Raw genomic sequence first — 21,074 nt, forward strand, 5'->3', positions numbered from 1 at the left:
TACAACTGGAAGTCCGGAGCCTCCCCAGGACCCGGTTCGCGATGGCCCGTTCCTTCCCGGATCGGGCCATCGCTCTTTGCGGGGGTTTGGCAGGATATGGGCGTGCCAACCCCGCCACCGCCCGACGTCGTCGCGCTGCACGATCACTCCCCGGACGAGATCGAGTCGATCGAGGAGCTGCAGTTCCACCTGCGCCAGGGCACCATCGCCGGCAAGATCGTCCAGGGTCTCGACCTCTCCGCCGTCGACCTGGCCCGCATCGACGTCGCCGACTCGCTGTTCATCGGCTGCCACTTCGCCGCGCTCGACACCGTCGTGGACCTGCTGCTGCGCCGGGCCGTCGTGGTGCCCGAGTTCGCCGGCATCCCGTATCCGACCCACCCCTCCCAGCTCTACGTGCCCGAGGACCTCGCGGCCGGCTTCGCCTCCGACGGCTTCGACGGGATGTTCGACACGGTGGTGTACCGGCACTTCCGCGCCACGGGCGGGGCGACGCCGGAGATCCGCGAGGCGGTCGCCCAGCGGATGCACGACTCGGGTGTCGACAACGCGCTGGCCAACGTCACCGCCGGCTGGATCGCCGCACGGGGGCCGGCCGCGGCGATCGGCATCATGGGCGGGCACGCGGCGCTTCGGGGCGCGGTGGAGTACCGCAACGCCGCCGAGCTCGCGTGGCGCCTCGCGCGCGCCGACCGCCTGGTGGTGACCGGCGGCGGCCCCGGCGTCATGGAGGCGGCCAACCTCGGCGCGTTCCTGGCCGAGCACCCGCTCGAGACCGTGACCGCGGCGATCGACGAGCTCGCGGGCTCGCCCGACTTCCATGAGCATCAGCCGTACACCGCCGTCGCCCTGCGCATCCGCGAGCGCTACGGCCGCCCGGTCCCGCCGACGCCCGACTCGTCCGAGCCGGCCGACCAGGCCGCCGTCGACCCCGTCACCTGGGCCCGCCGCGGCGGTCTGGCCATCCCGACCTGGCTCTACGGCCACGAGCCGGCGAACCTGTTCGCCGCGAAGATCGCGAAGTACTTCTCCAACGCCATCCGCGAGGACACCATCCTGCGCCTGTCCCGCGGCGGCATCGTCTTCGCGCCGGGCATGGCGGGCACGGTCCAGGAGGTCTTCCAGGCCGCGACCAAGACCTTCTACGCCAGCGACGGTGCCAGCGGCCCCTTCGTGTTCCTCGACGTGGCGCACTGGACCGAGCGGCTGCCGGTCCGCGGCCTGCTCGAGCCGCTGCTCGCCACCTCGCCGGTCGGCGACCTGCGGCACCTGCTGCACATCACCGACGACGTGGCGGAGGCGGCGGAAATTCTGACCGGCTAAGTGAGCGCGTTTCGCCATTACGCAAAGTGATGTGGCTGTTACGTTGGGTCAGATAGTGGTTTCAGAGAGGACCCAGACCCCATGCCGCAGCAACGATTCTGGCGAAAGCGCGCCGTCTCCCTCGGCTTCACCGCCGCCGCCGCAAGCGCCGTGATCGTCGGTGGCCTGCCGCACGTGGCGTACGGCGCCACGCTGACCGGCACCATCGCGATCACCACGCCGTCGACCGGCAAGCTGGCCGCGGGCACCGCCAAGCAGGTGCTCCTGCTCACGGTCACCGGCCAGACCCTGTCCGAGGCGCTGATCACCGGCGTGAACCTCGGCACCGACGCGAGCTGCCAGAACATCCCGACCTACATCGTCACCAGCCCGACCACCATCGCGGTCAAGACGCCGTCCGGCGGCTGCCCCGCGACCACGGCCACCGGCGGCGACGGCATCGACATCCTGTTCGCCGGCGGCAACACGCTGAGCAAGGCCAACGGGCTGTTCTTCATCACGCCGCCGGCCATCGCGGCGCTGGCCGACAAGCCGGTCATCAACGACAACAGCGCCCTGCTCGACCCCACCGCGCAGACCCGCCGGTTCGTGACCGCCGGCGGGCAGACCGTGCGCGTGAAGGCCGACTCGACCTTCGCCTTCGACCCGCGCACGTCGGCCGGGCTCACCGTGACCTTCGGGGGCAAGCCCGCGACCGAGATCAAGGTCTACGACGCCTCGGGCACGCTGATCCCCGCCAACACCGCGTCCACGCCGGCGGCCGGCAACTACCTGACGTTCAAGTCGCCGGCCGGCCTGTCGACGACCGACGCGAGCCTGGCCATCAGCCAGGGCGGCGTGAGCAAGACGTTCGCGGTCTCCGACACCGGCGCGAGCATCATCGCGGTGCCGACCGTCACCTCGCTCAGCGTCTCCGCGGGCCGCGCCAAGGGCGCGACCAGCACCGTGCTCACCACGAGCGCGCTGGTCTCCAAGACCCTCAGCGACTACCAGGGCGGCTCGGCGACCTGGGGCGTCTTCTTCTGCAACAAGCCGGCGGCGGTCACCGCCGTCAACACGGCCGGCACGCAGCTCACCGTCACCACCCCCGACGTGACCAACGACCCCGACGGGCTCGGCACCAACGTCTACGCCGGCAGCTGCCCGGTCACCATCGCGGACCTGACCGACAACGCCAACCCGGTCAAGGGCCCGGTCACCGCGGGCGGCTACTTCAACTTCCTCAACGAGTAGTCGATGACCGAACGCGAACGGCCCGGCTGGGGTGATCCAGCCGGGCCGTTGTCGCGTCTACCGAGCGCGGGTCTACAGAACAGAGCGCGGGCCTGCAGAGCGCGGGTCTGCAGAGCGCGGGTCTACAGAGCGCGGCGCTTACTTGGACAGCGTGGTGCCCGTCGAGCGCAGGTGCTCGCAGGCCTCGACGACGCGGGCGGCCAGCCCGGCCTCGCCGGCCTTGCCCCAGGCGCGCGGGTCGTACGCCTTCTTGTTGCCGACCTCGCCGTCGACCTTCAGCACACCGTCGTAGTTGGTGAACATGTGCGCGGCGACCGGGCGGGTGAACGCGTACTGCGTGTCGGTGTCGATGTTCATCTTGACCACGCCGTAGTCGAGGGCCTCGCGGATCTCCGACAGCAGCGAACCCGAGCCGCCGTGGAAGACCAGCGACAGCGGCTTGTCCTTGCCGTACTTCGCGGCGACCGCGTCCTGGATCGTCTTGAGGATCTCGGGGCGCAGCTTGACGTTGCCCGGCTTGTAGACGCCGTGCACGTTGCCGAAGGTCAGGGCGGCCATGTAACGGCCCTTCTCGCCCAGGCCGAGCTTCTCGACCATGGCCAGGCCGTCCTCGACGGTGGTGTACAGCTTCTCGTCGATCGCGCCGACGACGCCGTCCTCCTCGCCGCCGACCACGCCGACCTCGATCTCCAGGACGACCTTGGCCGCGGCCGTCTTGGCCAGCAGCTCCTCGGCGATGTCGAGGTTCTCGCCCAGCGGCACCGCGGAACCGTCCCACATGTGCGACTGGAACAGCGGCTCCTCGCCCTTGGCGACGCGCTCGGCCGAGATGTCCAGCAGCGGGCGGACGAACTTGTCGAGCTTGTCCTTCGGGCAGTGGTCGGTGTGCAGCGCGATGTTCACCGAGTACTTCTTCGCGACCTCGTGCGCGAACGCGGCCAGCGCGACCGAGCCCGTGATCATGTCCTTCACGGTCGGGCCGGAGATGTACTCCGCGCCACCGGTCGAGACCTGGATGATGCCGTCGCTCTCGGCCTCGGCGAAACCGCGGATCGCCGCGTTGAGCGTCTGCGACGAGGAGACGTTGATCGCCGGGTAGGCGAACGCGCCGGCCTTGGCGCGGTCGAGCATCTCGGCGTAGACATCGGACGAGGCGATGGGCATGACGGCGCTCCTTGACTGTTTGGATCGTGCGGTTTGGAGCCGATAGACGCGAGCTCCTCGCGGACCGCTCTGTCCTGCCACGGAGTATCTCGCAGTCCTGAGCATCGCTCGTAGCCGGGTGACCTGACCGGGAAATACGGGGGGCACCGGGCAAAGGGGGCGCGACAGTCGTACGGTGGAGAACGGCCAAGGACGGAAGCGAGCTACCGCAGCGAGCGACAGGGAGCCCGGCGATGACCCAGCCAGACGAGGAACTGCTGACCATCGAGGACCGTCTCGACCCGGACGTGCGCGACCCGGAGTCGTCGCCGGAGGATGCGGCCGAACAGGCCCAGCCGGCCAATCCGCTGGACCGGCCGCACACGCCGCACGCGCGGCCGTGGGAGGCGAACGAGTACGACGCCATCGAGCAGGACCGCGAGGTCGACCTCAGCGACGAGTACTAGCCGGGGCACCCGCCGGGCGACTACCCCAGGGTGAACTGGGGGTGCGCCGTCAACCAGGCGCCGACCCGCCCGTCGCGCATGGCGTCGTAGAGCCCGTCGCCGCCCGGCAGGGGCTCCGGGCTGCCGTTGGACGAGCCCACCGGCAGCCGGATCGCCGAGACCGCCGACGGGTCCACGCCCGCCATCCGCGCGGCCAGCGACGCCAGCGACGCGGTGCCCAGGTGCAGCTCGAGCGCGCCTCCGGCCGCGGCGAGCAGGCCGGGCACCCTGGCCGGGTCGGCGGCGGCCTTCGCGAGCGCGGTCAGGTACTGATGCAGGACCCGGTCATCGCCCGACCCCAGCGATCGGCGCAGGGCGTCGACCGCCTCGCCCGGGTCGTAGTGCCGGCATCCGGGCGCGCAGAGGTCGACGCCGCCCGCGGCCCGGGTGACCGACTCGAGTCCGGCGATGTCGACGACCGCGCCGCCGTCGAGGGTCAGCCCGGTCATGCCGGCGACCGCCTCGGCCGCCGGCTCGTACCCGCCGACCAGGTAGGCCCCGTCGGCGCGCTGCGGGCCGATCCCGGGCAGGTCGAGCAGGAGATCGCGGGGGATCACGACCTCGTAGGCGGTGCGGGCGGCCGGGTTCACGTGCAGCAGCACGATGGCGTTGGCCTTGACGCGCACCGGTGTGCCGGTACCCCGGTCAATGCCGACGATCAGCAGGTTCACCGGCCGGCTGGGCTCCGGCGCGGCGGGCGACGCCGCGTGAGGCCGGGCCACGATCGGCACCAGCAGCAGCGCGAGGGCGGAGCACAGGAAGGTCAGGCCGGAGAAGACCCAGCGCCGCAGCGCGCGCAGCCGCCGGGCGCCGGTCACGATCGACTCGCCCAGGTCGGGCGACGCGGCCGGGACCAGCTCCTCGTGGCGGGCGAAGGTCTCGCGCAGCAGGTCGTCCATCACGGCTTCGCACCCCCGTCCGCGGTGACCGTGGGCGCGACGCTGGTGCGCAGGGTCGCGAGCGCCCGGGAGATCCACGAGCGCACGGTGCCGACCGGGCAGCGCATCACCTCGGCGATCTCGCCGTCGGTGAGCCCCTCGTAGTAGCGCAGGACGAGCGCGGCGCGCTGCTGGCGGGGCAGCCGCCCGAGCCACAGCCACATCTGGTCGCGCTCGGCGTGCCCGTCGGCGTGGTCGGGCTCCGGCACGCCGGTGTCGACCTCGACGCCGCGCAGCGCGACCCGGCGCAGCCAGGATCCGCGGTGCAGGTCGACGTACGCGTTGGTGATCATGCGCTTCACGTAGCGCTCGGGCATGTCGGCCGCCGCGATCCGCCACCACTTGAGCTGCGCGCGGATCATCGTCTCCTGCACGAGGTCCTGCGCCGTGTGCGGATCGCCGGTCAGCATGACGGCGTAGCGCAGCAGCGCCTGCAGCCGCGCCTCGACGAACTCCTCGAACGTCAACCCGACCCCTTCGCCCGTCCCCGACCCTAAGACGCATCGAGGACGGGCGAACATTGCACTACGGGATCAGCGGCGGGTAGCCCGGGTCGAGCAGCCCCCGGTCGCGCAGGGCGGTGTAGAGCGGCGTCGACTCGGGGTAGTGCCCCCAGTGGTGGTCGCCGTCGCCGACCCCCACCCCGCCGAGGAGCTGCTGCTGCACCGGGTTCAGGTCGGTCCACCACGGCTCGCCGGGCAGGCCGGCGATCTCGTCGCGGATGGCGATCCAGCGGTACGTGTAGCCGAGGAAGACGCAGCGCCGGGTGATCTCGGAGTGGTTGTCCGAGCGGGCGTGCCAGATCCGGCGGTCGAAGAAGACCACGTCGCCCGCGTCGACCTTGACCTGGATCGCGCCCTGCGGGGCCGGCCACGGCACGTCGCGCTTCGGCGGGCCGGGCAGCCAGTTGGTGGTGTGGCTGCCGGGGATGAGCGTCAGGTTGCCGCGGCCCTCCTCGGAGACGTCCGAGAGCCAGTACGCGAGCTTCACCGACAGCCGCGGCCGCGGGTCGGTCTCGAGCTCACGGTTCTGCCGGCCGCCGTCCTGGTGCCAGTGCCACCAGTCCGGCTTCGCCGCCGGGACGGTCGGGTGCACGTCCAGGTGCGAGTGGTAGATGTGCACGTTCCAGCCCAGGATCGACCAGACCAGCGGGAACGTCGCCGGGTGGTCGATGAGGCCGGCCAGCTCCGGGCAGCTCGTGACGGCGCTGAGCAGGTGCAGCGAGCCGTCCGCCGCGCGCGGGTGCGTGGCGTGCGCGACGTCGAGCACCGACGCGTAGTGACGCACCTCGTCCGGGCTCAGCACGCCCTTCAGCACGAGGTAACCGTCCGTGTCGAACCGCTCCCGCTGCTCGGCCGTCATCGGCACCCAGCCGGTGCCGGCCGCCGGGCCGGCCGTCGTCGTGGCAGACATGCCCCGTTCTCCAGTTCCGGCGCCGAACACCGGCGCCTCCACCCGGAAGACGGCCGCTGCGCACACCTCAGAGGTCGGCCGATCGGTCAGGGTCTTCTGGCCGGTTCGGAGGCAACGGAATCGACCGTTATGACGTCGGTGTGCCCGATATGACTACGCAGCGTCATCAGTCCAGCGAGGCGGCGAGGTAGCCGACCACCCGGTCCGGGGGTCCGCCCTCGTCGCCCGACGTGGCCCGGTGCAGCTCGCGAACCGTCGACCCGCGGCCCCGGGCCCACGCCAGCAGGCCGCGCAGCGCGTACCGCCCGCAGGCGTCCCGCTCGCCGATGTCGCCGGGTTCGAGCCGCACGACGGCGTCGATGGTCCGCGCGTCGGCCGCCCGGGCCTGCTCCTGCGGCAGGAAGTGCGAGAGATCGGTGCTGCACAGCACGATCGACCCGGGCCCATCGACCGCGGCCAGCAGCTCCGCGACCGCGTCCGCCTCGCCGAGCCCCACGCACACCGGCAGCACCGTGGACAACCCGAGCATCTGCAGGAACGGGAGCTGCACTTCCAGTGAGTGCTCGGGCGCGTGCGGCGCGTCGTCCGCTCGCGCCAGCCCGGCCGCCACGAGCTCGCCGGCCCCCCGCGTGTCGAGCGTCACAGTGCCCAGCGGCGTCGACCACTCGGCGAGCGTCGGCACCGCGGCGCCCCGCAGCGGCACCCGGTGCGCGGGGCCGAGGAGGACGACGCGCTCGGCCGTGCGCCCCTGGAGCCGCCGGTACACGTGCGCCGCCGTGGGGCCCGACCACCGGTACCCGGCGTGCGGGACGATGTACGCGCGGGATTCGTCCTGCTCAGGCGGTACAGCTGCCAGAAGCTCCTCCACCGCGGCGCGCAGCTGCCCCGGGTCGGCCGGGTAGAAGCTGCCGGCCACGGCGGGCGGCCTCATCCGATGGCCACCGGCAACCGGCGGCGCCCCCAGCCCCCGGCCGGCCCCTCGAACACGCCCGGCACCGCGAAGCCGCACGCGGTGCAGCGCCCGTCGTCGGTGAGCGCGTACGCGACCAGGTCGTACCAGTCGCGCACGACCGCGGCCGCCCCGCAGCCCGGGCACCGGGTCGTCTGGCCCTCGGGATCGTGGACGTTGCCGGTGTAGACGAACCGCAGCCCCGTCTCCAGCGCGATCCGCCGCGCCCGGCGCAGGGTCTCGGGCGGGGTCGGGGGCACGTCACGCATCTTGAAGTCGGGGTGGAACGCGGAGAAGTGCAGCGGCACGTCCGGCCCCAGGTGCTCCAGCAGCCAGTCGCACTGCTTGCGCAGCTCGTCGTCACCGTCGTTGCGGCCGGGGATGAGCAGCGTGGTCACCTCGAACCAGACGTCGGTCGTGCGCAGGTACTCCAGCGTCTCCAGCACCTTGTCGAGCCGCGCGAACGTGATCTTGGAGTAGAACTGCTCGCTGAACGCCTTGAGGTCGATGTTCGCCGCGTCGATGTGCCGGTAGAACTCCTCCCGCGGGGCCGGGTTCATGTATCCGGCCGAGACCGCGACCGATTTGATCCCGCGCTCGCGGCACGCGTCGGCGACATCCATGGCGTACTCCATGAAGATCACCGGGTCGTTGTAGGTGAACGCGATCGAGCGGCAGCCCAGGCGCTCGGCCTCGGCGGCGAGCCGCTCCGGGCCGGCGGCCGAGCCGAGCGTGTCCACCTCGCGGCTCTTGGAGATGTCCCAGTTCTGGCAGAACCGGCAGCCGAGGTTGCAGCCCGCCGTGCCGAAGGACAGCACCGGCGTGCCCGGCAGGAAGTGGTTCAGCGGCTTCTTCTCGATCGGGTCCACACAGAACCCCGAGGACTTGCCGTAGGTCGTGAGCACGATCTCGTTGCCCTCGCGCTGCCGGACGAAGCAGAAGCCGCGCTGACCCTCGTGCAAACGGCAGTTGCGGGGACACACGTCGCACTGCACCCGACCGTCATCGAGCCGGTGCCAGTGCGCGGTCGTGACCACCGCCATACTCCGAGCTTAGCTTTGCAAGGACGCTCCCGTACCCTGGTGACCCGTGGAAGAAAAGACCCGCGCCCTGGGCGACCTGCTCTCCCTCAACCCTCTCGACGCGAAGGGGCTGCTGAGCACGTTCGGCGTGATCGGCGTCTGGCTCATCATGTTCGTCGAGACCGGGCTGCTGGTCGGCTTCTTCTTCCCCGGCGACTCGCTGCTGTTCCTGGCCGGCGTCGCCGCATCGCCGGTCGCCAGCGAGCTGGTCGGCACCCACATGAGCCTCACCCAGCTGCTCATCGGCGCCCCGATCTGCGCGATCGCCGGCGCCCAGCTCGGCCACTACCTCGGCGCCCGCTACGGCCGGAAGATGTTCGACCGGCCGAACTCGCGAATCTTCAAGCGGGAGTACGTCGAGAAGGCCGAGCACTACTTCGCGAAGTTCGGCCCCGCGAAGGCGGTCGTGCTCGCCCGCTTCATCCCGATCGTGCGCACCTTCCTGAACCCGGTCGCGGGCGTCGTGGGCATGCCGGCGCGCCAGTTCTTCATCTGGAACGTGGTCGGCGGCATCCTGTGGACCGACGGGATCATCCTGGCGGGCTGGGCGCTGGCGAAGCAGATCCGCGACGTGATCCCGGACGGCCAGATCGACAAGTACCTCCTCCCGGCCGTGGTCCTGATCGTGCTGATCTCGGCGCTGCCGATCTTCATCGAGATCTTCCGCGGCTGGCGCGAGCGCAGGCGGGGCAAGGCGACGACGACGGCGCACCTCGCCGCCGCCGACCCGGCGAACGCCCCGACGGAGGTCTTCCCGGCGGTGCCTCCGACGGACCGCCCGGGCAACCACCGCGTGCGCGATTAGTAACATCGAAATCACGCTGGGTTATTCGATTTGGGTCGATGTGTTAGGGTGTAATTGATCGGTACGGCACCCTCTGGACCCACGACTCTCTAGTCACGACGTTCGGATCAGGGCCTGGGGGAAGACGTTTCCGATCTTTCTCCGGGTCCTGATGCATGTGCTCCTGGGTCTGCCCCTGCTCTCGCCTCGTCCTCGCCGCTTTGCGCTGTCGCGGCGGGTGCATCGGGCTCTTGGAGTTCGTGCTCGCCTGGCTCCTCGGCGCGTGTGCTGAGGCCTCGGCTTGCGACCGCGCGGAAGTCCACCGCCTCCGTCGGCGCGGCGCTGGCGATCGAGCGTGCGCCTGGCCCACCGGTCGCGCCGACCCGGGGCGGGTCCGCTGAGGCCTCGGCTTACGGAGGCGTCCGGGACGCGGGCCGGCACGACGGCCGAACGCGGCAGCAACGGCTGGCCCAACCGCGCGCAAAATCCTCCGCCTCTGCCTTCGCCGCATCGGCCCGCTCGGCGTGGGCGGCCCCGACGCCGTGTTCGCCCGCCGGCCCGCACGCCCGCCGGCCGTGCTAACCCGACGCGGGTGCGCTGAGCTGCAGCAGCTCGCGAAGACATCCACGCCACGGGCCGGCGCGGCGATCGACAACACGGACCTTCGACCCGACGGCGGCGCGCCACGCGGCGGTCCCGATCTTGGTTCGAACGCCAGCGCCGAGCACGCCACCGCGCGTGCACGGCATCAAAGCCGACGGTGACCCCGTGGGCTCAAACGACCGGCAGATCAGGCAGTGGCCGCCGGATCGTCCAGCCAGTCGGTCGCCAGCGAGGTCGGCGCCACCCGCAGGGTCAGGGCGCTGTACGTCAGCCGCGCCGCCTCCTCGAGGTACAGCGCGCGCTTGTGCGCCAGCTCGACAGAGTCCGCGATGACCGAGCACCCGTGGCGCGACAGCACCACGCAGTTCGTCCCGTCCGCGCACGCCTCCGCGGCCAGCTTCCCCACCTCGGGCCGGCCCGGCGGCACGAACGGCGTCGTGGCCACCCGCCGCAGGTAGAAGGCATGGTCGGTGGTGACCAGCCGGATCGGCTCGCCGATCGCGTCGAGCAGCAGGACGCTCTGCGGGTGCAGGTGCACGACCGCGTTGACGTCCGGGCGGACGCGATAGGTGGCCAAATGGAGCCCTAGCTCCGAAGACGGCGCGACCCCAGAGTTGTCAAGGGTCGCGCCGTCGCTGATTCGGATCCGAACGAATGAACCACGGTCGAGCCGGTCCAGCCAGGTTCCGGCCGCGGTTGCCCAGCATTCGTCCGCGCCTGGTGCCCGGGCGGAGAGATTGCCACCCGAGCCCACGACGAGTCCGGCCCCCACGACCGCACGCCCGAGATGGGCGAGCTGGTCGCGAAGGTCACCGGCCGGGTAGTGCCCGGAGGCGCTACCCGACACTGCTAGCGAGGCGCCTTCTTGGTCGCGCGCTTGCGCGGCGGCGTCAGAAGGTCGGCGATGGTGCCGATGGCGGAGGGCACGAGGCGGTAGAACGCCCACACACCCCGCTTCTCGCGCTCCAGCAGACCAGCCTCGGTCAGGATTCGCAGGTGGTGGCTCACGGTCGGCTGCGAAAGCCCGAGCGGAGCCGTCAGGTCACACACACACGCCTCGCCGTCGGGAGCCGACTGGATCAGGCTCAGCAGCCGGAGTCGGGCCGGGTCGGCAAGCGCCTTCAGGACGCCGGCCAGACGCTCGGCATCGGCGCGGTCAATTGGCTCGCCGGCAAGCGGCGAGATCTGGGGCAGGGTCATCTCAGCCAGCGCAGTTCCCACGTATTCCATCCTTCCACCAACACCATCGACCCGCCTGCATATGCGCAGGTCCGAATCGACAATTTTTCAGCCCTGTCGGCCGAGGTCGGCCAACGAAAACGCTGAGCGATAGCTCAGCCCCGCGGCGCGAACCGCCTTTTCCGCGCCTCTGTCGACGATAACGGCGCAACCGACAACATCGGCGCCCGCCTCTCGCAACGCGTCGACCGCAGTGAGCACACTTCCACCTGTAGTGGAGGTGTCCTCGACCGCGAGGACGCGCCGGCCGGCGACGTCGGGTCCCTCGACCCGGCGCTGCAGACCATGAGCCTTGTCACTCTTACGGACGACGAACGCATCAAGCGGACGTCCTCCGCGAGCGGCCGCCGCATGCAGCATCGCGGTGGCCACAGGGTCCGCGCCGAGGGTCAGCCCTCCCACGGCATCGAACTCCCAGTCGTCGACGAGGTCGAGGAGCACTCGGCCGACCAACGGTGCACCAGCATGGTGCAGCGTCAAACGACGAAGGTCCACGTACCAGTCGGCAACTTGTCCGGACGACAGCGTGACCCGTCCTTCGACCACGGCTAGGTCGCGTACGAGTTTCAGCAGGTCGTCACGGTCGGTCATGTCCGAAGCGTACGCGCTAAAGCTGCGCGGTGAATCGATGACCCGCACTCTCGGCGAAATTAATGGCCGTCAAGGGGACAAGGGTGAATACGAAGGTGATCGCAGCGATCACCACGAGTGACGCGAGAGGTGCCGGTGACAGGGGATAACGATGCACCGATGCCCTCGCGGCGAACCCGAATCTTGCTCGAATTAGATCGTTGCAATGCTCGATGAACGCCTCTGACCTGGGAAAACAGCCGAAAGTACCGCCCCGGGCCACCCGGACGCCCATGGGAGCGCTGCCAATCGGCCCATCAGCCGTTCGTACGTGACCACAATCATGTTCGATACACAGCAAACTCAATGCTTGCAGGGATGCACACATCGATGCTCAGCGGTGCCCCGATGGGGGTTAATGCTCCTCATGCCCGATGCGTCCCCTCCCGAGCACCGCCGCGCGCCGAAGGAACCCGCGGGGTGCGTAGCGCATGAACGCCACCGCGACCTTGTACCTGCGGCCGGGCACGCTGACCGCCCGGCCCCGTCGCAGGTCCGCGAGCGCCGCCCGCACCACCCGCTCGGGGTCCAGCCAGATCCACGACGGCGCCCGGGACATGTCGATGCCGGCCGCCTCGTGGAACTCGGTGCGGACGTAGCCGGGGCACAGCGCCATGACCCGGACCCCGGTCCCCCGCACGAGCAGCGCCTGCGACTCGCTGAAGCTGGTGACCCAGGCCTTGCTCGCCGGATACGTCGAGCCCGGCATCAGCGCCGCGAACCCCGACGCCGACGAGACGTTGACGATGCCGCCCCGCCCCCGCTCGACCATCCCGGGCAGCGCGGCCAGCGTGAGGCGCATGACCGCGTGGACGTTGAGCCGCAGCAGCTGCTCCTCCAGCGCGGGCGTGGAGCGCAGGAAGGAGCGGTTGAGGGAGCGGCCGGCGTTGTTCACGAGCAGGTCGATCGGGCGCTGCGGATCGGTCAGCCGGGCCGCGACCGCGTCGGCGCCCTCGGCGGTGGCCAGATCGGCGACCAGCACCTCGACCGGCCCGGGCAGTTCGGCGGCAAGGGCCTCGAGCCGCTCGCCGCGACGGGCGACGAGCACGAGCGCGTGCCCCCGGGCGGCGAGCTCGCGGGCGAAGGCGGCCCCGAGGCCGGCCGAGGCCCCGGTGACGAGAGCGGTGGGCATCGCGGCAGGGTAACGAACAAGGGGACCGGGCGAACCCGGTCCCCTTGTCATGGATCAGCGGTTACCCGATCAGCCGTTCGGCGGCCCGTAGCCGGGCGGGGGCGGCGGGTAGCCACCCGGACCGCCGGGGCCGGGCGGGGGCGGCGGGAAACCACCCGGCCCGCCGTTACCCGGCACCGGGGGCTCCCACTGGGGCTGCTCCTTGCGGAAGTACGGGTGCGAGGCGGGCAGGGCCAGCAGGACGATCGGCACCGCGACCGCGATGACGATCAGGATGCTGAGCACCGTGGTGACCGGCTGATACCAGCTGGGCACCGCCGAGTAGACCAGCTCCTGGTACCTGTCCCAGGTGGGCAGCTCCGGGCTGTTCTTGCGGGCCGTGTCCCAGAACGTCTTCGCGAGCAGGACCGAGCCGACGTTGAGCACGCCGCAGCACAGCGCGATGCCGCCCACGACCCAGGTCAGCACCCGGGCGACCTGGTTGCCGCGGCTCACGAAGTAGCCGAGCAGCACCAGGATCACGATGATGATGAAGCCGAAGATGACCCCGACCGATGAGCCGATGCCGGTGGTCGTGGTCGCGCTGGTGTTCAGCCCGGCGTCCTCGTAGACCTTCTTCGTGCCCTCGGCGATCTTGCCGGCATAGAGGAGCGAGAGTACGACCTGGATCACTTCGAGCCCCGCCGCCACGAACAGCAGGGTCGACGCCAGGCTGACGGTGGACGGTCGGGCGCGCGGCCCGGCCGGCACTGCGAAAGACATCGAGTTGGCTCCCCTCCCAGGAACGTTCCTGGGAATCACCGTATCGATGCGCCGCTAATCTCGCAGCCGCTCCTCGGCATACCGCGCGATCGTCGTGCTGCCCATGATGCAGCCGGTGAACGTCTTGACCTCGCCGCGCTGGCCGGACAGCTTCTGCCAGGCCGAGCGCCCGGCGGCCGCGTCGGCGTGCGTCAGCAGCTCGGCGGCGTAGACGCGCCCGGCCGGGGTGGCCTTGTCGAGCAGGGCCTCGAGCCGCGGGCGCAGCTCGCCGGCGTGCTGGCGCAGGCCCTCCTCGACCGCGAAGTACGCCTTGGTGGCGGGCAGGAGGGTGCCGGCGATGCCGACGCCGCCGAACGCGAGCGTGTCGGCGTCGGCGAGCAGTCGCAGCTCCTCGTCGTACGCCTGCTTCTTCCACAGCATCAGCCGCACACCCTCCCCTAGTTCCGGCTAGCCGGCCCGCACCGTGAGCGTCTTCTTGTCGTCGGACAGATCGACCAGCACCCGGTCCCCGTCCCGGATCTCGCCGCCCAGGAGTGCCTTGGCGAGCTGGTCACCGATCGACGTCTGGATCTGGCGGCGCAGGGGGCGGGCCCCGTACACCGAGTCATACCCAAGACTGGCCAGCCAGTCACGTGCCGCGTCGGAGACGTCGAGCGTGAGCCTGCGGTCGGCCAGACGGCGGCCGAGCGCATTGAGCTGGATCTCCACGATGGCACGCAGATCGGTCGGCGACAATGCGTTGAACACCACCATGTCGTCCAGCCGGTTCACGAACTCCGGCTTGAAGTGGCCCCGCACGGCGGCGATGACCGCGTCGCGGCGCTGCTCGGGCAGGAGCGTCGGGTCGTCGGCCAGCACCTCCGAGCCGAGGTTCGAGGTCAGGATCAGGATCGTGTTGCGGAAGTCGACCGTGCGGCCCTGCCCGTCGGTGAGCCGGCCGTCGTCGAGCACGGCCAGCAGCACGTCGAACACGTCGGGGTGGGCCTTCTCCACCTCGTCGAGGAGCACGACGGTGTACGGCCGCCGGCGCACCGCCTCGGTGAGCTGGCCGCCCTCCTCGTAGCCGACGTAGCCGGGCGGCGCGCCGACGAGCCGGGCGACGTTGTGCTTCTCGCTGTACTCGCTCATGTCGATGCGCACCATCGCGCGCTCGTCGTCGAAGAGGAACTCCGCGAGCGCCTTGGCCAGCTCGGTCTTGCCGACGCCGGTCGGGCCCAGGAACAGGAAGCCGCCGGTCGGGCGATCGGGGTCGGCGACGCCGGCCCGGGCGCGGCGCACCGCGTCGGAGACGGCCTGGATCGCCGCGTCCTGCCCGATGACCCGGCTGCGCAGCGAGTCCTCCATGCGCAGCAGCTTGGCGGTCTCGCCCTCCATGAGCCGGCCGGCCGGGATGCCCGTCCAGGAGGCGACCACGGCGGCGATGTCGTCCGCGGAGACCTCCTCCTTGAGCATCGCGCCCGCGGACTGCAGGGCGATGAGCTCGCTCTCGGCCTGCTGCAGGTCTCGCTGCAGGCCCGGGATCACGGCGTAGCGCAGCTCGGAGACCTTCTCCAGGTCGTTGTCGCGCTCGGCCCGCTCGGCCTCGAGCCGCAGCTGCTCCAGCTGCTCCTTGGTGTTGGAGATCTTCTGGATGTGCGCCTTCTCGTTCTGCCAGCGGTCGGTGAGCGCGCTGAGCGACTCGCGACGGTCGGCGAGCTCGGCCCGCAGCCGCTGGAGCCGCTCGGCCGAGGCCTGGTCGGGCTCCTTGGCCAGCGCCATCTCCTCGATCTCGAGGCGGCGCACGTTGCGCTCGACCTCGTCCACCTCGGTCGGGCGCGAGTCGATCTCCATGCGCAGCCGGGAGGCCGCCTCGTCGACGAGGTCGATGGCCTTGTCCGGCAGGAAGCGGTCGGTGATGTACCGATCCGACAGCGCGGCCGCGGCGACCAGCGCCGCGTCGGTGATCCGCACGCCGTGGTGGACCTCGTAGCGCTCCTTGAGCCCGCGCAGGATGCCGATGGTGTCCTCGGTCGTGGGCTCGCCGACCACGACGGGCTGGAAGCGCCGCTCGAGGGCCGGGTCCTTCTCGATGTGCTCGCGGTACTCGTCCAGCGTCGTCGCGCCGACCATCCGCAGCTCGCCGCGGGCCAGCATCGGCTTGAGCATGTTGCCGGCGTCCATCGAGCCCTCGCCCTTGCCGGCGCCGACGACCGTGTGCAGCTCGTCGAGGAACGTGATGACCTGCCCGTTGGAGCCCTTGATCTCCTCGAGCACGGACTTGAGCCGCTCCTCGAACTGCCCGCGATACTGCGCGCCGGCCACCATCGCGCCCAGGTCGAGGCTGACCAGGCGCTTGTCCCGCAGCGACTCGGGCACGTCGCCGGCCACGATGCGCTGGGCGAGGCCCTCCACGATCGCGGTCTTGCCGACGCCGGGCTCGCCGATGAGCACGGGGTTGTTCTTGGTACGCCGGGACAGCACCTGAATCACCCGGCGGATCTCGGCGTCACGGCCGATCACCGGGTCGATCTTGCCGTCCCGGGCGGACTGGGTGAGGTCGACGCCGTACTTCTCCAACGCCTGGAAGGTCTGCTCCGGATCGGCCGAGGTCACCTTGCGATCGCCCCCGCGGATCTGGGGGAACGCCGCGACCAGGGTCTGCTCGGTCGCCCCGGCGTCCTTCAGCAGCGTCGCGACCTGTCCACCGACGCGCGCGAGGCCCGCCAGCAGGTGCTCGGTCGAGGTGTACTCGTCGCCGAGCGGGCGCGCGATCTGCTCGGCCGCCGCGATCGCGTTGGCGAACTCGCGGGCCACGTTGGGCTCCACGACGCTCGAGCCGCGGGCGCTCGGCAGCCTTTCGACGGCGTGCAGAGCGGCACGGCGCACGTCGGCCGGGTTGGCCCCGACGGCGCGCAGCAGGCCGGCGGCGGTCGATCCGCCCGTGTCCAGCAGCGCCAGGAGCAGGTGCCAGGGTTCAACGGTCGCGTGTCCGCGCTGGCTCGCCGCGTCCACGGCGGCCTTGATGACCTCGCGACTCTTGGTGGTCAGGCGTTCGGCGTTCATCGTTTGCTCGCAGACTCCTCGGTCCAGTGCGTCCTACAGGAGGTACGACACCCAGGAGGTTGAGTCTATTCCACTCAACTCTGATTTGCCGAGCGTCACGGGACTATCGCGCCGAGACCCCCACGTGCACCCAGTCACATCCCTGGTCGCCGACGGTGCAGAGCCAGACGTCGCCGGACTGCTGGGCGGGGTACCCCAGAATCGTCGTGGCGTCGATGCGCCGCAGCCGGAAGATCAACCGGGCTCCCGTGTCGCGCACCCGCTGCCGCTCGTCGACGAGCCACACGCCCTGCCCGCTGGCGACGAGCAGCCGATGGCCGGGCAGCACCTCGGCGCTGAAGACCTGGGTGACCTCGCGCATCGCGGTCGACTCGCTCCAGGCCGCGGCCGTGGACGAGCCCGCCACCATGCGGGCCGCGAACTGGGGGCCGACCAGCCACACGTCCCGCCCGTCGGGCGAGACGTACGGCCGGACGACGGCATCGGCCTGCGGCGCGAGCGTGCTGCCCTGCGCCTTCCAGGTGTGCCCGTGGTCGGAGCTGCTCCAGACGCTGATCGTGGTGCCCCCGGCGGGCGAGGAGCCGGCCGCGCCGCCGGACGAGCGGGCGGTCAGCCAGAGCGTGCCGTCGGCGGCCGCGGCGAGGCCGGTCCATTCGTGCTCGCCGGGCGGGCGGGCCGGCAGCGGGGCCCGGCCGCCGTCGTCGCCCACCACCCACGGCTGGGCGTCGGCGCAGCCGTTCGCGGCGGGGTCCTGGCAGCCGACCGAGTACTGCTGATCGGCGAGGTTGAGCTCGACCGGCGGCGGGGTGAGCGGGCGGCGCTCGAAGGTGCGGCCGGTGTCGCGGGAGATGAAGTACCCGTCCGGCGCCGCCTTGAGGATCAGCACGTTACCGCGGCCGAGGCGCATGTCGATGTCGAGCGCGTCGTTGAACGGCAGGTCGCGCGCCACCCAGCTGGCGCCGCCGTCGAGGGTGAGCGCGAGCCCGGCCTTGCACGTGGTCCCGGCCACGCACGAGGTGAACAGCGCATAGCCGGTGCCGGCGTCGGCGAACTCGACGCCGCGGGGTGAGGTGCCCTTCGGCACCGGCACGACGGTCTGCCGGTCCTTGGGATCGGTGCTCGGGTAGGCGGTGGGCACGTCCTCGTAGGAGACGTCCCCGTCCGGGGTCTGCTCCGCCTGCGGAGTGCTGTCCGGCGCGCAGGAGCCCGCGCTCAACGTCGTGACCAGGGCGGCGGCGAGCGCGAGGACCAGGACGGGCCGGCGCCTCACCAGCGCCAGCGCCAGAACCTGCGCTGGTAGCGCACCCGCACGCTGCTGCTGCGCACCTCGCCGCCGATGCGGAAGACGATCCCGGAGCCGGCCGAGTCGTAGGCGGCGGGCACCTTCTGCTTGAGCGAGCTCGAGTGCGGCGCGATGCTGTCGATGTCGGCGGTCGCCCCGCGCGGCAGCACCAGCTCGATCGAGCTGGAGCGGGCCTCGAGCCGCACCTCGACCAGCTGGGAGCTGAACTGGGCCTCGGTGAAGTCGAGCTTGACCGATCCGGCGCGCGTGCTGATGAGCAGCTTGCGCGGCACCGTCCAGCGCCCGACCCGCTTGAGGTTGGAGGACTGGTTTCGGATCTCCTGCTGCTCCGGGGCGGCGATCGGGCCCTTCTGCGGCAGGTCCCCGACATACGGCTCGATCTCGCCGAACGTGCGGGACCGCAGCACGCCGTCGACGCGCTCCTCGAACTCGGCGAGCGTCAGCCGGCCCTCGGACACGGCGGCGTTGAGCTGAGCGACCACGAGCTCCCGCTCGGCGTCGGAGATGCGCATGTCCGGCCGGTCCTGGCTCACGACGACACTGTAGACCTCAGCGGGATCGAAGTCTCTAGGCTCAGCTGAGGCGCCGGGGTTGGCGCACCAGGCCCCCCTCGCACCAGTCGTGGTACTCGAAGAGGTCGGGGCGGGCCAGGAGCATGCGCGCGTTGTGCGCCCACGTGCCGAGCAGCTCGTCGCCGTTGCTCTCGGCCTGCTCGACGAACTTCTTCAGCCGCCGCTTCGGGTGGGCGCGGAAGTGCGTGCGGATGCCGTCGGCGGCGTAGATGTAGAGGCAGTGCAGGGCGAAGCGGCGCGCCGGGCAGCCCGGGTCCATGGCCAGCTCGAAGAGGGTGCCGATCAGCCGGTCGCCGGCGACCAGCAGGTCCCAGTCGGGCGGCATCGTCGACAGCAGCGACGCGTCGGGGTGGTAGGCCCAGGCACGCAGCTCCGCCGGGGTTGGGTCGACCGGGTTCTCGAAGCCCCGGAATCCCGCCTCTGTCACGCTCACCGTCAGCTCCCGTGGCCAGCGGGTTAGAACAACCGTCAGGGGTCCTTGGTTTGGCGACAACTTAGCCCGGCACCAGGTTGCATGGGAAGGGGGGAAGCGGTCGCTTACTTACGGTGAACCCGTACATGGACGGATTTGTCACCCTTTCGTGGACCAAATACGAGGGGCGCCTCGCAATTGCGAGACGCCCCTCGAGGTGACCACACCCCTTGCGCTTGCCGCCCCGGTCAGCCTCCGGAACGACCGCACCATTCCCTGATCCAGTGGTGCCCCTGCCGCGCGCGAGCCAAACGTCCGTCAGGAATTCTTGGCCGGGCGCCACACCACGAGCGCGGTCTGGTGCTGGTTGGACGGCACGAGATCGCGCCGCGGGAAGCCCGCCGCCTCGATCTGGGCCAGCCGCGTGCGCGTGCGCACGAGCTCGGCCTCCAGCTCGGCCACCCGCTGCCGCAGGTCGCCGACCATGCCCTCCAGCTCGATGATCCGCTTGATGCCGGCGAGGTTGACGCCCTCCTCCTGGCTGAGCCGCTGCACCTCGCGGAGCAGCGCGACGTCGCGCTCGCTGTAGCGGCGCCCGCCGCCGGCCGTCCGGCCGGGCTGCACCAGGCCCATGCGGTCGTACTGCCGCAGGGTCTGCGGGTGCATCCCGGCCTGCCGCGCCGCGATCGAGATGATCAGGACCTTGGCGTCGGAGACGGCATCGAAGCTGATGAAGACGTCGCTCTGGATGTCTTCGTCATCGCTCATAACTACTGCGCTCCCGTGCGATCGCGTCGAGCCGCTCACGAGGAGCCGGCGGCGCCGCGGCCGCATAGTCGGACAGAGCCTGCCGCGCCTTCTCGGACAGCTCGGCCGGCACGTGGACATCGATGGTGACCAGCAGGTCACCGACGTTGCCGTCGCGCCGGGCAACGCCCTTGCCGCGCACCCGCAGCGTCCGCCCGCTCGGCGTGCCCGGGGGCACCCGCAGCGTGACGGCCGCGTCGAGCGTCGGCACGCGCAGGTCGGCCCCGAGAGCCGCCTCCGCGAACGTCACCGGCACCGTCAGCGTCAGGTCGTCACCGCTGCGGCCGAAGACCGGGTCGGGACGGACCTTGATGAGCACGAACAGGTCGCCGGGCGACCCGCCCCGCGCCCCCGGCTCACCCCGGCCGGCCAGCCGGATGCGCTGGCCGTCCGAGACGCCCGCCGGGATGCGCACGTTGATCGTGCGGGTCTTGGTGACCCCGCCGGTCCCGTGGCACTCGGGGCACTTCTCGTCGACGATGGTGCCCACGCCCTGGCACTCGCGGCAGGGCTCGGTGAAGCTGAACGAGCCCTGGTTGCTGCTCACGACGCCGAGGCCGCGGCACTTCGGGCACGTCCGGGGGGACGATCCGGGGGCCGCGCCGTTGCCGTGGCAGGTCTCGCAGGTGCCGGGCGTGCGCAGGGTGATCGGCAGCGTCGCGCCCTGCACCGCGTCGACGAAGTTGAGCACGACCTCGGTCTCGACGTCTCGGCCCCGGCTGCGCCGTCCGGTCGCGGGAGCGGCGCCGCCGCCGGAGAAGATCGAGCTGAAGAGGTCCGAGAAGCCCGCGCCGCCGAAGCGCCGGTCCCCGCCCGCCCCCGCGGGGCCGGCGCCGCCACCGGCGGCCGACCCCGCGTTGCCGAACAGGTCGGTGAAGTCGAACCCGGGCCCGCCCGCGCCCGCCGGGCCACCGGCCCGGGCGTTGCGGCGGAACTGGCCGGCGCCGAACAGCGACCGCATCTCGTCGTACTCTTTGCGTCGCGCCGGGTCGGAGAGCACGTCATAGGCCTCCGACACCGCCTTGAACCGCTCCTCGGCCGCCGCGTTGTTCGGATTCCGGTCGGGGTGCAACTCCCGCGCGAGCTTCCGGTACGCCTTCTTGATCTCGTCGGTGGGAGCGGATTTGGTGACGCCCAGAACCGCGTAGAAATCCTTTTCCAACCAGTCCTTCGAACTCATTGCGCCACCTCCTCCAGGCGT

At 71.1% G+C, this 21,074-nt stretch carries 23 protein-coding genes; 5 read left to right on the forward strand and 18 right to left on the reverse strand.

Annotation, left to right across the window (positions count from 1 at the left end; all coding sequences use genetic code 11):
- The first annotated feature begins 96 nt into the window (after window positions 1-96).
- Window positions 97-1,323 (forward strand): LOG family protein, encoded by a 1,227-nt coding sequence (locus tag ACQP1P_RS46965; RefSeq protein ID WP_433081737.1) that lies wholly within the window; start codon window positions 97-99, stop codon window positions 1,321-1,323.
- An 81-nt stretch (window positions 1,324-1,404) separates the two neighbouring features.
- Complete coding sequence (locus tag ACQP1P_RS46970) at window positions 1,405-2,556, forward strand: hypothetical protein (protein ID WP_433081739.1); 1,152 nt, start codon at window positions 1,405-1,407, stop codon at window positions 2,554-2,556.
- 138 nt (window positions 2,557-2,694) lie between these two features.
- Here ACQP1P_RS46970 and fbaA read toward each other — a convergent pair whose 3' ends face one another.
- Complete coding sequence (gene fbaA / locus ACQP1P_RS46975) at window positions 2,695-3,720, reverse strand: class II fructose-bisphosphate aldolase (RefSeq protein ID WP_433081740.1); 1,026 nt, start codon at window positions 3,718-3,720, stop codon at window positions 2,695-2,697.
- A 233-nt stretch (window positions 3,721-3,953) separates the two neighbouring features.
- Between fbaA and ACQP1P_RS46980 the strand changes: the two genes are divergently transcribed.
- Window positions 3,954-4,166, forward strand: a complete 213-nt coding sequence (locus ACQP1P_RS46980; RefSeq protein WP_433081742.1) for a hypothetical protein — start codon at window positions 3,954-3,956, stop codon at window positions 4,164-4,166.
- A 20-nt stretch (window positions 4,167-4,186) separates the two neighbouring features.
- Here ACQP1P_RS46980 and ACQP1P_RS46985 read toward each other — a convergent pair whose 3' ends face one another.
- The 5 genes from ACQP1P_RS46985 to amrS all read right to left on the reverse strand — a co-directional run bounded on the left by ACQP1P_RS46985 (window position 4,187) and on the right by amrS (window position 8,548).
- The gene (locus ACQP1P_RS46985) at window positions 4,187-5,104 is read right to left on the reverse strand and encodes an LCP family protein (protein ID WP_433090437.1); all 918 of its coding nucleotides are present in this window, start codon (window positions 5,102-5,104) and stop codon (window positions 4,187-4,189) included.
- A complete protein-coding gene (locus tag ACQP1P_RS46990) occupies window positions 5,104-5,610 on the reverse strand; it encodes a SigE family RNA polymerase sigma factor (protein ID WP_433081744.1) in 507 nt (168 codons plus the stop codon). The genes ACQP1P_RS46985 and ACQP1P_RS46990 overlap by 1 nt, the downstream gene beginning before the upstream one ends.
- A 58-nt stretch (window positions 5,611-5,668) precedes the next feature.
- Window positions 5,669-6,556, reverse strand: a complete 888-nt coding sequence (locus ACQP1P_RS46995; RefSeq protein WP_433081746.1) for a phytanoyl-CoA dioxygenase family protein — start codon at window positions 6,554-6,556, stop codon at window positions 5,669-5,671.
- A 166-nt stretch (window positions 6,557-6,722) separates the two neighbouring features.
- A complete protein-coding gene (amrB, locus tag ACQP1P_RS47000; protein ID WP_433081748.1) occupies window positions 6,723-7,487 on the reverse strand; it encodes an AmmeMemoRadiSam system protein B in 765 nt (254 codons plus the stop codon).
- Window positions 7,484-8,548, reverse strand: coding sequence for an AmmeMemoRadiSam system radical SAM enzyme (gene amrS / locus ACQP1P_RS47005; RefSeq protein ID WP_433081750.1), 1,065 nt, complete (start codon window positions 8,546-8,548; stop codon window positions 7,484-7,486). Before amrS ends, amrB begins: the two co-directional genes overlap by 4 nt.
- Before the next feature lie 46 nt (window positions 8,549-8,594).
- Here amrS and ACQP1P_RS47010 point away from each other — a divergent pair, with 46 nt between their 5' ends.
- Window positions 8,595-9,392, forward strand: coding sequence for a DedA family protein (locus ACQP1P_RS47010; protein ID WP_433081752.1), 798 nt, complete (start codon window positions 8,595-8,597; stop codon window positions 9,390-9,392).
- 769 nt (window positions 9,393-10,161) lie between these two features.
- On the opposite strand, the gene ACQP1P_RS47015 is transcribed toward ACQP1P_RS47010, so the two are convergent.
- From ACQP1P_RS47015 to pyrE, 3 genes are read right to left on the reverse strand one after another with little or no spacing between them, the layout of a single operon-like run.
- Window positions 10,162-10,920, reverse strand: coding sequence for a class II aldolase/adducin family protein (locus ACQP1P_RS47015; protein WP_433081754.1), 759 nt, complete (start codon window positions 10,918-10,920; stop codon window positions 10,162-10,164).
- Window positions 10,824-11,204, reverse strand: coding sequence for an ArsR/SmtB family transcription factor (locus ACQP1P_RS47020; RefSeq protein WP_033359976.1), 381 nt, complete (start codon window positions 11,202-11,204; stop codon window positions 10,824-10,826). The genes ACQP1P_RS47015 and ACQP1P_RS47020 overlap by 97 nt, the downstream gene beginning before the upstream one ends.
- A gap of 57 nt (window positions 11,205-11,261) precedes the next feature.
- Complete coding sequence (gene pyrE / locus ACQP1P_RS47025) at window positions 11,262-11,804, reverse strand: orotate phosphoribosyltransferase (RefSeq protein ID WP_433081756.1); 543 nt, start codon at window positions 11,802-11,804, stop codon at window positions 11,262-11,264.
- On the opposite strand from pyrE, the gene ACQP1P_RS47030 reads away from it, so the two are divergent.
- The gene (locus ACQP1P_RS47030) at window positions 11,803-11,925 is read left to right on the forward strand and encodes a hypothetical protein (RefSeq protein WP_350613954.1); all 123 of its coding nucleotides are present in this window, start codon (window positions 11,803-11,805) and stop codon (window positions 11,923-11,925) included. The two genes, pyrE and ACQP1P_RS47030, sit on opposite strands and share 2 nt — an antisense overlap.
- Before the next feature lie 273 nt (window positions 11,926-12,198).
- On the opposite strand, the gene ACQP1P_RS47035 is transcribed toward ACQP1P_RS47030, so the two are convergent.
- From ACQP1P_RS47035 to dnaJ, 9 genes are all read right to left on the reverse strand, one after another.
- A complete protein-coding gene (locus ACQP1P_RS47035) occupies window positions 12,199-12,975 on the reverse strand; it encodes an SDR family NAD(P)-dependent oxidoreductase (protein WP_433081758.1) in 777 nt (258 codons plus the stop codon).
- A gap of 69 nt (window positions 12,976-13,044) precedes the next feature.
- On the reverse strand, window positions 13,045-13,737 hold the full coding sequence (locus ACQP1P_RS47040; RefSeq protein WP_433081760.1) for a hypothetical protein: 693 nt from the start codon (window positions 13,735-13,737) through the stop codon (window positions 13,045-13,047).
- A gap of 54 nt (window positions 13,738-13,791) precedes the next feature.
- Window positions 13,792-14,157, reverse strand: coding sequence for a hypothetical protein (locus tag ACQP1P_RS47045; RefSeq protein WP_433081762.1), 366 nt, complete (start codon window positions 14,155-14,157; stop codon window positions 13,792-13,794).
- Between the two features lie 27 nt (window positions 14,158-14,184).
- A complete protein-coding gene (clpB, locus tag ACQP1P_RS47050) occupies window positions 14,185-16,779 on the reverse strand; it encodes an ATP-dependent chaperone ClpB (RefSeq protein WP_433081764.1) in 2,595 nt (864 codons plus the stop codon).
- Window positions 16,780-16,882: 103 nt separating this feature from the next.
- Window positions 16,883-18,049, reverse strand: coding sequence for a hypothetical protein (locus ACQP1P_RS47055; protein WP_433081766.1), 1,167 nt, complete (start codon window positions 18,047-18,049; stop codon window positions 16,883-16,885).
- A complete protein-coding gene (locus ACQP1P_RS47060; RefSeq protein ID WP_433081768.1) occupies window positions 18,046-18,615 on the reverse strand; it encodes a DUF1707 SHOCT-like domain-containing protein in 570 nt (189 codons plus the stop codon). Before ACQP1P_RS47060 ends, ACQP1P_RS47055 begins: the two co-directional genes overlap by 4 nt.
- A 40-nt stretch (window positions 18,616-18,655) precedes the next feature.
- On the reverse strand, window positions 18,656-19,087 hold the full coding sequence (locus tag ACQP1P_RS47065; RefSeq protein WP_433081770.1) for a hypothetical protein: 432 nt from the start codon (window positions 19,085-19,087) through the stop codon (window positions 18,656-18,658).
- Between the two features lie 297 nt (window positions 19,088-19,384).
- On the reverse strand, window positions 19,385-19,834 hold the full coding sequence (locus ACQP1P_RS47070) for a heat shock protein transcriptional repressor HspR (protein WP_433081772.1): 450 nt from the start codon (window positions 19,832-19,834) through the stop codon (window positions 19,385-19,387).
- Window positions 19,824-21,053 (reverse strand): molecular chaperone DnaJ, encoded by a 1,230-nt coding sequence (gene dnaJ / locus ACQP1P_RS47075; protein ID WP_433081774.1) that lies wholly within the window; start codon window positions 21,051-21,053, stop codon window positions 19,824-19,826. Before dnaJ ends, ACQP1P_RS47070 begins: the two co-directional genes overlap by 11 nt.
- Window positions 21,054-21,074: the final 21 nt, after the last annotated feature.

Source organism: Dactylosporangium sp. CA-052675, from assembly GCF_050947935.1.
Classification (GTDB): Bacteria; Actinomycetota; Actinomycetes; order Mycobacteriales; family Micromonosporaceae; genus Dactylosporangium.

What these genes read in the sequence shown, in the direction of transcription:
- ACQP1P_RS46965 (WP_433081737.1), top strand. Translation starts at nt 97, where the DNA reads ATGGGCGTGCCAACCCCGCCACCGCCCGACGTCGTCGCGCTGCACGAT.
- ACQP1P_RS46970 (WP_433081739.1), top strand. Translation starts at nt 1,405, where the DNA reads ATGCCGCAGCAACGATTCTGGCGAAAGCGCGCCGTCTCCCTCGGCTTC.
- fbaA (WP_433081740.1), bottom strand. Translation starts at nt 3,720, where the DNA reads ATGCCCATCGCCTCGTCCGATGTCTACGCCGAGATGCTCGACCGCGCC.
- ACQP1P_RS46980 (WP_433081742.1), top strand. Translation starts at nt 3,954, where the DNA reads ATGACCCAGCCAGACGAGGAACTGCTGACCATCGAGGACCGTCTCGAC.
- ACQP1P_RS46985 (WP_433090437.1), bottom strand. Translation starts at nt 5,104, where the DNA reads ATGGACGACCTGCTGCGCGAGACCTTCGCCCGCCACGAGGAGCTGGTC.
- ACQP1P_RS46995 (WP_433081746.1), bottom strand. Translation starts at nt 6,556, where the DNA reads ATGTCTGCCACGACGACGGCCGGCCCGGCGGCCGGCACCGGCTGGGTG.
- amrB (WP_433081748.1), bottom strand. Translation starts at nt 7,487, where the DNA reads ATGAGGCCGCCCGCCGTGGCCGGCAGCTTCTACCCGGCCGACCCGGGG.
- amrS (WP_433081750.1), bottom strand. Translation starts at nt 8,548, where the DNA reads ATGGCGGTGGTCACGACCGCGCACTGGCACCGGCTCGATGACGGTCGG.
- ACQP1P_RS47020 (WP_033359976.1), bottom strand. Translation starts at nt 11,204, where the DNA reads ATGGAATACGTGGGAACTGCGCTGGCTGAGATGACCCTGCCCCAGATC.
- ACQP1P_RS47030 (WP_350613954.1), top strand. Translation starts at nt 11,803, where the DNA reads ATGTCCGAAGCGTACGCGCTAAAGCTGCGCGGTGAATCGATGACCCGC.
- pyrE (WP_433081756.1), bottom strand. Translation starts at nt 11,804, where the DNA reads ATGACCGACCGTGACGACCTGCTGAAACTCGTACGCGACCTAGCCGTG.
- ACQP1P_RS47035 (WP_433081758.1), bottom strand. Translation starts at nt 12,975, where the DNA reads ATGCCCACCGCTCTCGTCACCGGGGCCTCGGCCGGCCTCGGGGCCGCC.
- ACQP1P_RS47040 (WP_433081760.1), bottom strand. Translation starts at nt 13,737, where the DNA reads ATGTCTTTCGCAGTGCCGGCCGGGCCGCGCGCCCGACCGTCCACCGTC.
- ACQP1P_RS47045 (WP_433081762.1), bottom strand. Translation starts at nt 14,157, where the DNA reads ATGCTGTGGAAGAAGCAGGCGTACGACGAGGAGCTGCGACTGCTCGCC.
- clpB (WP_433081764.1), bottom strand. Translation starts at nt 16,779, where the DNA reads ATGAACGCCGAACGCCTGACCACCAAGAGTCGCGAGGTCATCAAGGCC.
- ACQP1P_RS47070 (WP_433081772.1), bottom strand. Translation starts at nt 19,834, where the DNA reads ATGAGCGATGACGAAGACATCCAGAGCGACGTCTTCATCAGCTTCGAT.
- dnaJ (WP_433081774.1), bottom strand. Translation starts at nt 21,053, where the DNA reads ATGAGTTCGAAGGACTGGTTGGAAAAGGATTTCTACGCGGTTCTGGGC.